The sequence below is a fragment of the Castellaniella sp. FW104-7C03 genome (genome assembly GCF_040276085.1).
In the GTDB taxonomy this organism is placed as follows: Bacteria; Pseudomonadota; Gammaproteobacteria; order Burkholderiales; family Burkholderiaceae_B; genus Castellaniella.
Genome location: NZ_JBELOK010000020.1, coordinates 1 through 9,490, shown reverse-complemented (window position 1 = coordinate 9,490; position 9,490 = coordinate 1). Strand labels below are relative to the sequence as shown.

The 9,490-nt window shown below is 56.0% G+C and carries 8 protein-coding genes; 2 read left to right on the top strand and 6 right to left on the bottom strand.

Annotated features, from left to right (window positions below):
• Positions 1–107: 107 nt before the first annotated feature.
• From ABS758_RS14830 to ABS758_RS14805, 6 genes are read right to left on the bottom strand one after another with little or no spacing between them, the layout of a single operon-like run.
• On the bottom strand, positions 108–1,313 hold the full coding sequence (locus tag ABS758_RS14830; protein WP_350384116.1) for a DmpA family aminopeptidase: 1,206 nt from the start codon (positions 1,311–1,313) through the stop codon (positions 108–110).
• Entirely contained in the window at positions 1,313–2,143 is an 831-nt protein-coding gene (locus ABS758_RS14825; protein ID WP_350384115.1) for an ABC transporter permease, read from the bottom strand. Before ABS758_RS14825 ends, ABS758_RS14830 begins: the two co-directional genes overlap by 1 nt.
• 1 nt (position 2,144) lies before the next feature.
• Entirely contained in the window at positions 2,145–3,065 is a 921-nt protein-coding gene (locus ABS758_RS14820) for an ABC transporter permease (protein ID WP_350384114.1), read from the bottom strand.
• Complete coding sequence (locus ABS758_RS14815) at positions 3,062–4,225, bottom strand: ABC transporter ATP-binding protein (RefSeq protein ID WP_350384112.1); 1,164 nt, start codon at positions 4,223–4,225, stop codon at positions 3,062–3,064. Before ABS758_RS14815 ends, ABS758_RS14820 begins: the two co-directional genes overlap by 4 nt.
• Positions 4,226–4,233: 8 nt before the next feature.
• Positions 4,234–5,301, bottom strand: a complete 1,068-nt coding sequence (locus ABS758_RS14810) for an ABC transporter substrate-binding protein (RefSeq protein WP_350384110.1) — start codon at positions 5,299–5,301, stop codon at positions 4,234–4,236.
• A 42-nt stretch (positions 5,302–5,343) separates the two neighbouring features.
• A complete protein-coding gene (locus tag ABS758_RS14805; RefSeq protein ID WP_492304525.1) occupies positions 5,344–6,489 on the bottom strand; it encodes a tellurite resistance/C4-dicarboxylate transporter family protein in 1,146 nt (381 codons plus the stop codon).
• A 187-nt stretch (positions 6,490–6,676) separates the two neighbouring features.
• Between ABS758_RS14805 and prfB the strand changes: the two genes are divergently transcribed.
• Positions 6,677–7,781 (top strand): peptide chain release factor 2 gene (gene prfB, locus ABS758_RS14800; RefSeq protein ID WP_350384108.1). Its coding sequence is split into 2 segments (ribosomal slippage): positions 6,677–6,757 and positions 6,759–7,781, totalling 1,104 coding nucleotides; the frame shifts between segments, so codons are not numbered across the junction.
• A 72-nt stretch (positions 7,782–7,853) separates the two neighbouring features.
• Positions 7,854–9,371 carry a lysine--tRNA ligase gene (gene lysS / locus ABS758_RS14795; RefSeq protein WP_350384107.1) on the top strand — a complete coding sequence of 506 codons (1,518 nt, stop codon included), beginning with the start codon at positions 7,854–7,856 and terminating at the stop codon, positions 9,369–9,371.
• Positions 9,372–9,490 lie beyond the last annotated feature (119 nt).

Sequence of the window (9,490 nt, the reverse complement as noted above, 5' to 3'; positions counted from 1 at the left end):
GGCCAGGTCATCAAGGCTGCAGTGCCCTGGTTGATGCTGCTGCTCATCTACCTGGTGTTCATCACCTACGTGCCTATTGTCACCCTCTGGCTGCCAGGCTTGTTTGGCTAAGCCTCTTGCGGGCCGCTGTCCGGGTGGCGGCCCGCCTTAACCCACTCTGCCAGGCGATGCCCATCAATTGCCCGGCAAATCGCACCCGCCGGGCGAGCAGTGGGTATGTCCCGGGCCATCAGCAGTGCATTTAGAATCGCCTCTTCAACCGCTTCGATAGCGGCCAGATACACCTCGTCCAGCAGGCAATCATTTAGAAACTGCAGTTGTCCCCACGGCCCGGACAACTGCTGGATAGGCATAGGATTGGCCACACTGAAGGCCAGAAAAATATCGCCAGAGCTGTTTCCTCCCGGGGTCCCGCCCCGGCCTATCCCCAGAGCAGCCCGACGTGCGAGTTTCTGCAATTGCATGGGTAGCAGCGGAATATCCGTTGCCAGAATACAGACGACTGACCCTTGCTCGCGATTCATTTCCGGGATACGGTCTTCGGTGAATTCCTGGCCCACTGGTACACCACACACGGTGAGCCAAGGCCGCAAACCATGATTGGCTTGTACCAGTGCCCCCACATGAAAGGTTTGCCCGGCAAGCGCTACCTGCCGTGAGGCCGTCCCGGTACCCGCCTTGAACTCATAGGCAATCATGCCCGCCCCACCGCCCACATTACCTTCGGGCAACTGGCCGCCGTGCGCCGAATCAATCGCCTGCCGGGCGTGCTCGGGGCGCACGTGCATGCCATTGATGTCGTTTAGCACACCGTCGTAGGTTTCTGCCACTACGGGCATGGCCCATAAATGATGCTTATGCCATTGCCCACGGTACTGATCGATGATCCATTGGGTGGCGGCCTGATGGGCGGCGCCAACCGCGTGGGTATTGGTGAGCAGGATTGGGCCCACAAAGTAGCCACCGTCAGCGATCCAGTGGGTGCCGGTCATCTCGCCGTTGCCGTTAAGCGCATAGTGCCCTGCCCACACAGGGCGCGGCTGGCTGGCAAATCCTACGGGCAAAATTGCAGTCACGCCGGTTTGTACCGGAAGCGCACCGGTTTGCAAGGTAGGGTCTGCCTGGGAGGATAAAGTATTGAAGCCTACCAATACGCCCGGCACGTCTGTGATCGCGTTATAGATCCCGGGCTTGCCTGGCAAGGGCAGGCCCAGCTCGCGAGCCCGCAAACGCTTGCCACGGGCCGGCGACTGTTGTGCTCCCATCTGGTGATCAGCACCAGGCACCCTGCCGGTACGATGTTCTGTGTTCATCAAAATTTCCTTCTTGCGCGTAAAAACAGCCCCACCGAAGCCACAAGAAAGGAAAACAACAGCATCACGGTGGCAATGGCGTTGATTTCCGGCTTGATACCCCTGCGCAGCATCCCGTAAATAAACACGGGCAAAGTGGTGGAATTTACTCCTGCAATGAAATAGGTAATTACCAGATCATCCATGGAGATAATGAAAGCCAGCACGCCGCCACCCACGACTCCAGGCAAAATCAGTGGCAGGGTTACCCGCCGAAACGTCTCCCAGCCATTGGCACCAAGATCTGCAGAGGCTTCTTCCAGAGACTCATCCATATCAGCCAGGCGCGCACTGACCACAATGAATACATAGCTGCTTAAAAACGTGCAGTGGCCAATGATGATGGTGTAGACACTCAGATTGATGCCAACCGACACAAAAAAAATCAGCAGCGAAATCCCCAACACGATATCGGGCATCATCATCGGCATATACATCAAGGCCTTGTACAGACCACGACACCGAAAGCGGTAACGGGCCACAGCCAGTGCGATGCAGGTACCAAAAATGGTGGAGATGGCACTGGCCGACAAGGCAGCTGTCAGGCTGGTTCTAACTGCTGCATACAGCTGGCTGGTGGATTCAACATACAGTGCGGATTCGCTGAGCTGAGTGCTCATACCAAAAATAGAGCGATACCAGTCCAGCGTAAAACCATCCCAGATCATCATGTTGACGGGGTTGGAATTAAAGGAGTAGCCCACCACCAGCACAATGGGGGCATACAGAAAGGCATAAAAAAGCAGGCTGTATATCGTCAGGGCGTAACGGCCTGAATCTGATCTTGCCATCTCAGCTCTCCTGGCCCGCGGCTTGCAGTCGCGTATCGTTGCGCGACACATGACGGACATAAACCAGCAATAAAAACAGCACGGAGGCCATGACCACCATGCTGAGGGCGGCGCCAAACGGCCAATTGCGCGCCGACAAAAACTGCTGCTCAATCAGGTTGCCAATCATCAACACCTTGGCGCCCCCCAGCAGAGAAGGCACAATAAAGTTACCCAGGCTGGGAATAAACACGATGATGGAACCCGCCACCACCCCCGGCATGGTCAAGGGCAAAATCACGCGATGGAAAGTCTGCCAGCGGCTTGCCCCCAGATCAGACGAGGCCTCCGCCAAAGACATATCCAGCTTCTCGACACTGGCATACAGCGGCAAAAACATAAATGGCACAAAAATATACACCATGCCGATAGTGACCGCGAACTGGGTGTAGATCAGATCCAGGGGTTTGCTGATCAGCCCTATTCCCATCAGCGCCTGGTTGATAAACCCGGTGGGCCGCAGCAGCAAAACCCAGGCAAACAGACGCACAATCTGGCTGACAAAAAATGGCAAGGTAATAAGAAAAATAAATAATCTTTTACGTGCCGGTGGCTGCCTGCTGATCCAGAAAACAGCGGGATAGCAAACCACCAGGCACAGCACCACCGTGCTGAGAGCCAGCCACACAGAGCGCAAAAAAACCTGCAGATAAACAGGATCGAATGTTTCGTAGCGAGTATTGGCCCAACCGAAGATCCGGCCGTAGTTCAGGTGATAAAACACCCACTCAACCCCACCATACAGGCCGGGTTCAAGCCAGCTGTAGACCAGCATGATGGCCAGGGGGCCCAAGAAAAACACCGCCAAAAACGCACTGGGTGCAGCCAACAGGCCAAATACAGTGCGAGACCTTCTGCGGCGTACGGCATCAGACGGTTTCATGGAGTCCCCGCATCACTGACCAAAGGGCGCACTCCTTTGTGAGGCACCCAAAAGGTCAGTGCGGTACCCGGCTCAAGTGAAATGTCCGCAGCCTGATCCGCTGCCACAATGGCATTGAAAGAGTCTGGCGCACCGATATCCAGCAGCACCTTATAGTGGACGCCCACAAATAATGTCTGCTGAACCCGGCCATGAAACTGCAGGCAGTCTGCTCCGATAGATCTGAGGGAGATTTTCTCGGGCCGCATAAATAGCAGCACCTGGCTACCGGGCAAAGAATCTACGGATACCCTGCCCTGCTGTGCTGAAGACAACACTGGTAAAGACAGGGCAAGCTCTTGTCCGTCAAATAAACGAAACCGCGTATACCCACGGGCATCCGTGCCCACCACACTGGCTGGCAACAAATTGCTTTCTCCGAGAAACCGCGCTGTGAAGACATTGTCTGGTTGATCATACAACTGCGTAGACGGCCCAAACTGCTGCACTTTTCCGTGGCCCAGCACTGCGATTCGATCTGACATCGCCAAGGCTTCTTCCTGATCGTGGGTGACAAATACAAACGAGATGCCAAGCTCATTTTGCAGCGTTTTAAGCTCGCGCTGCATCTTACTGCGCAAGGCCCTGTCCAACGCCGAGAGCGGCTCGTCAAGCAGCAAAATTTTAGGTTGGGAGATCAGCGCCCGAGCCAGTGCCACACGCTGCTGCTGCCCTCCCGACAATTGCTGGATATGCCGGTCTGCAAAACCAGCCAGACCAACCAGCTCAAGCATTTCAGTGACGCGCCGGCGAGTCTCGGCCTTACCAGTGCGGGCTACCTCAAGGCTGTAAGCCACATTGCGCGCCACAGAAAGATGCGGAAACAGGGCATAGCGCTGAAACACCGTATTTACCGGGCGTTTGTGTGCCGGCTGGCCATTGATGTTTTGTCCGCCAATGAAAATCTCGCCTGAATCGAGATCTTCGAAACCGGCAATGACTCGCAACAAGGTGGTTTTGCCACACCCCGAAGGCCCCAGCAAAGTCAGGAACTCGTTGGGTTGAACCGTGATGGACACGTCATCCAAAGCCACCACCTCGCCCCCATCCGGCGTTTTAAACCGCTTGCGGGCATTGCGAACCTCGAGGATGGGGGCCGTGGCGGACTGCGCTGGTTCCATGAGGCTTCCTATTGCGCGGCAGCCTTGACACGCCTCCACTCGTGCGTATACATGCGGATATCACGACCCAGGTCATGGAAGATCTGCAGGCGATCCATCACCTCTTTAGGCGGGTACATGGTGGGATTGTCTGCAATTTCTTTGGGGATCAGCTTGATGGCCGGCAGGTTTGGGGTGCCATTCATTTGCTGCTGAACATTTAATGCGGCGATCTCGGGGCGCATGTAAAAATCCAGAAACTTGATCGCGTTGTCTTTGTTGGGCGCGGATTTCAGGACACACATATCTTCCTGGTACATGGTGGCCCCTTCTTTGGGAATCACGTAGGCCAGGACATCCGGCATCTGATTGACAAAAATATTGGCGCCGACATACCAATGTGCGGCGGCGACGTCGCCCGATTGCACCAGCGGGATGCTGTCGTAGGTAAAGGCCGCGATATTGTCCAATTTATCGATGACGTAGTCTGCTGCCGCGGAGACCTCGGCTTCTTTGGTGGAGTTGACCGAAGTACCGTTCATGATATGGCCAATGCCCAGTGTTTCGCGGGGGTCATCCAGCAAAATGATCTTCTTGCCTTGCTTGGCCAGATCAAAAAAGTCTTGCCAGCCTTCAATGGGCTTATCAACCATTTTTTTGTTGTAGACGATACCCACACTACCCCAAGCATAAGGCAGGCAGTACTCGGCTTTGGGATCGGTTTGCGCGCGCACAGAAGCCGGATCGATATTCTTGAAACCTGGGTGGCTGCTGATGTCTGTTTTGGCAAGCAAGCCCAGTTTGAACATCACATCGTGCATCCACACCGACGGAAACACGATGTCATAGCCTGTGGCACCCGCCTGGATCTTGGCCAGCATCTCTTCGTTGGTGCCATAAGTATCCAGAGATACCTTGACGTCGAACTCTTCTCCGAAACGCTTGAGAACTTCGGGGTTGATGTAATCACCCCAGTTATAGACGTGCAGGCTGCCTTCGGCCTGTACTGAAACGGGTACGGTCATGGCTACCAGCATGGCAGCCCCCACAGCAACGGGCACAAGGCGTTTGAGGAAATGTTTTTTAGACGATCTCATGGTGTTCTTCTTGGAGTTGTCTGATTGATGTGCGGTACCGGCTTAGGTGCTTGTACCCGTCGTGGCCGACGCCCGATGACGCCCCAGCCGCAGCACCGAGCGCACCATGCCGATAAAGGTGAGTGCCCAGGCAAACAGCGCCACATGCAAAAACAACCGTGGCATGCCTGCCAGAAAGCCAAACTCCATGGCACGGTTCATTTGCCAGGTGCAGGCTGCATACATGCCCAATGGAAACACGGCGCCCCAATACAAGGGGTCGTACACAAACGGAAAACGCTGAAACCCGTAACGCCACACCCCCAGGAGCAACAGCATCGGGATCCACCAAGACCCCGTGGCCCAGTACAGTACGGTAAAGCCCTTGAGAAACGGCAGTAAAGAAACCAGATACGGGGCATCGGGCGCATTGAGAATCAGCAAAGAACCGGCCAAGGTAGAAATCGCCATGGCGCCCATGTTGATCCAGTACGGCGGGGACAGATCGCCGGGCGACAGCCGAAAGAATACATAGCGGTAAAAAATCAGGGCCATCATCCAGATGTACAACATGCCACCCCACAACCACATCGACAGCGCCATCAAATTAAGTTCAAGGCGATATGGCTGGCTGATGTTGGCGGCCACCAAAGCGCTGGACACGGCCAAAGACTGTGTGGCCACCACCGACAACAACCAGCCGCCGCTGATGCCCTCGGCCAGGCTGGGTTTCTCGTTCTTGACCGTAAACGCGGTAAAGATGGTGTAAGTGAGGCATACCCATAAAATCACAGCCAGGGCCCACAAGACAACACCGATCGTGATATTGCCTGCCTGCACAATAAACTGGCTGGACAAAATGCCCGTGGCGGCAACTGCCGTGAAATAGCCCGGCCCCACCAGGTGGCTGACCATATCGCTGAAAAAACGCCGCGGGTAGCGCATCGCCCGCAAAAAATACAATATGCACAACACCAGATATTGCGCGATGTTGAGATAGAAAAGGGCCTGCGCAATCACCGGCCGATCCATCATGCTGGCGCCCAGCGAGACGATACCCGTGGCCATCACCAAGCCAAAGTACGCCGGCGACATCCCGGCCAAACGGGATGTCGTGACGGGCCTGGTGTTAACGGGCGGACCTTGCAGCGCTGCGCCACGCACCGGGGCTGGCACCGAGCTCTGATTGGGTGACTTCTGCGGGCCCATGCGCGGCCTCCTGCTGGTTACGGTAACAAAGCACCGACAAGCCGGTAATGTACCAGCCAGTGGCCGACATCCCAAGGATGTTTATGGCGCGTTAAAATAGCAGATTATTTTCGCAGTTTATTGCGGGCACTGCTGATGCAGGTGCCTTGCACAAGCAATGCGCCCAATTGATCACACAGGAACCCACATGGAAGCCGAACGCCAAAACCAGATCAGCACCCACATCGAGGACTATCTGGAACGCCAGGCCATTCTCCGGAGGTATCTTTGACTACGATGCCAAGGCCGAACGCCTGCTGGTAGTCAATGCCGAGCTGGAAAACCCCGATATCTGGAGCAATCCGCAGCACGCCCAGGATCTCGGACGTGAAAAGAAATCCCTAGAAACCGTTGTTCAGACATTAAGCAACCTGCAGCAAGGCTTGCTGGACGCCCGAGATCTCTTCGAACTCGCCAGTGCCGACGACGATGATGCCACTCTGCTGGCCATCGAGTCCGACTGCGATGGTTTGCGCGAAAGCCTCGAAGCACTCGAGTTTCGCCGGATGTTTGACAACCCCGCCGATCCCCTCAATTGCTTTATTGATATTCAGGCAGGCGCGGGGGGCACAGAGGCCCAGGACTGGGCTTCCATGCTGCTGCGCCAATATCTGCATTATGGCGAGCGCAAAGACTTCAAGGTCGAAGTCCTCGAAGAATCCGAGGGTGAAGTAGCCGGCATCAAGTCTGCCACCATCAAATTCGAAGGCGAATACGCCTACGGGTTGCTGCGCACTGAAACAGGCGTACACCGGCTCGTGCGCAAAAGCCCCTTCGACTCCTCCAACGGCCGTCATACCTCGTTTGCCAGTGTATTCGTGTATCCGGAAATCGATGATTCCTTCGAGATCGACATCAATCCGGCCGATTTGCGTATTGACACCTATCGCGCCAGCGGTGCGGGTGGCCAGCACATCAACAAAACCGATTCTGCCGTACGGATTACTCACAACCCCACGGGGATTGTGGTGCAGTGTCAAAACGATCGCTCGCAGCACCGCAACCGGGCAGAAGCGATGCAGATGCTGAAATCCCGCCTGTACGAGCTCGAAATGCGCAATCGCATGGCCGAGCAGCAAAAGCTGGAAGACTCCAAAAGCGATGTGGGCTGGGGGCACCAGATCCGCTCTTATGTGCTGGATCAAAGCCGCATCAAAGATTTGCGCACGGGTGTCGAAATTTCCAATACCCAAAAGGTACTGGACGGCGATCTCGACCCCTTCATCACTGCCAGCCTTAAACAAGGCGTGTAAGGGATTTCCTCCCGGGCGTTACCCCGGGGCTTGCTGCTGCCTGCCCCGGTTTACTTTTTACTGACTACACCAATGACCTCGCAGACCGAATCCCAAGCCCCCGATGAAAATCGCCTGATTGCAGAAAGGCGTGCCAAACTGGCAACCCTGCGCCAGCAGGGGCCCGCGTACCCAAACGATTTCCATCCTGACAGCCACGCCGCCACCTTGCACCAGGACTGCGACGACCTGGACGCCGATGCCTTGCAGGCGCTTGATCGCCGGGCCTGCGTCGCTGGGCGCATGATGCTCAAGCGTGTGATGGGCAAGGCCAGCTTTGCCACCTTGCAGGACGCCAGTGGGCGGCTGCAGCTATATCTGGATCGCGGGGTGTTGGGCGATGACGTCTATGCTGCATTCAAATCCTGGGATATCGGCGATATCCTTGGCGCCGAGGGGCAAGTCTTCAAGACACACAAAGGCGAGCTGTCTTTGCGGGTAGAGTCCTTACGCCTGCTCTCCAAATCACTGCGCCCCCTGCCTGATAAATTTCACGGCGTGGCCGACCAAGAACTGCGTTATCGCCAGCGCTACGTAGACCTCATCATGACGCAGGAGACGCGTGATACGTTTCTTGCACGTAGCCAGATCGTCACGGCCATCCGGCAGATTATGTCTGACGCGGATTTCCTGGAAGTGGAAACACCCATGCTGCACCCTATCCCTGGTGGCGCAGCAGCCAAGCCATTTATTACGCATCACAATGCGCTGGACATGGACATGTACCTGCGCATCGCCCCCGAGCTTTACCTCAAGCGTTTGATTGTGGGCGGATTTGAGCGCGTTTTTGAGATCAACCGCAATTTCCGCAACGAAGGCGTCAGCCCGCGGCACAATCCCGAATTTACGATGATGGAGTTTTACGCAGCCTATACGGATTATCGCTGGCTGATGGATTACACCGAATCACTGATCCGGGAAACCGCCCTGCGTGTGTGCGGCACCACCGATCTGACGTATCAGGATCAGGTCCTGGATCTTGGCCGTGCTTTCGATCGTTTGACCATCACCGAAGCAATCCTCAAGCACGCCCCCAACTACACCGCATCACAGCTGGAAGACGAAGCATTTTTGCGTACCGAGCTTGGCCGCCTGGGGGCGGATATCCGCGGCCCGGTGCTGTCTCACGCGGGCCTGGGTGCGCTGCAACTGGCTTTGTTTGAAGAAACGGCCGAGTCACGACTCTGGCACCCAACGTTTATCATCGACTACCCTGTCGAGGTGTCACCCCTGGCCCGTGCATCCGACACGCAGGCCGGCATCACCGAGCGCTTCGAGCTCTTTGCCTGCGGGCGTGAAATTGCCAACGGGTTTTCAGAGCTTAACGACCCCGAAGACCAGGCCGCACGGTTTCAGGCACAGGTGGTTGCCAAAGACGCCGGCGACGAGGAAGCCATGTACTACGACGCAGATTATGTCCGCGCATTGGAATACGGAATGCCCCCCACCGGCGGCTGTGGCATTGGCATCGACCGCCTGGTGATGATGCTCACCGACAGCGCCAACATCCGCGACGTCATCCTGTTTCCGCACCTGAGGCGCGAAGACTAAGGCTGTCGCCATTGCGGATGCAATCAAAAAGGCCAGTTCTGCTGAACTGCACCCCAAAAGTTGGACACCGATCCAACCTTTGGGGTGTTTTTCATGACGAAGTACGATGAGCAATTCAA

Bases quoted from the DNA above. Each gene is read 5' to 3' on its own strand.
- ABS758_RS14830 (WP_350384116.1), bottom strand. From the start codon at position 1,313: ATGAACACAGAACATCGTACCGGCAGGGTGCCTGGTGCTGATCACCAG.
- ABS758_RS14825 (WP_350384115.1), bottom strand. From the start codon at position 2,143: ATGGCAAGATCAGATTCAGGCCGTTACGCCCTGACGATATACAGCCTG.
- ABS758_RS14820 (WP_350384114.1), bottom strand. From the start codon at position 3,065: ATGAAACCGTCTGATGCCGTACGCCGCAGAAGGTCTCGCACTGTATTT.
- ABS758_RS14815 (WP_350384112.1), bottom strand. From the start codon at position 4,225: ATGGAACCAGCGCAGTCCGCCACGGCCCCCATCCTCGAGGTTCGCAAT.
- ABS758_RS14810 (WP_350384110.1), bottom strand. From the start codon at position 5,301: ATGAGATCGTCTAAAAAACATTTCCTCAAACGCCTTGTGCCCGTTGCT.
- ABS758_RS14805 (WP_492304525.1), bottom strand. From the start codon at position 6,489: ATGGGCCCGCAGAAGTCACCCAATCAGAGCTCGGTGCCAGCCCCGGTG.
- lysS (WP_350384107.1), top strand. From the start codon at position 7,854: ATGACCTCGCAGACCGAATCCCAAGCCCCCGATGAAAATCGCCTGATT.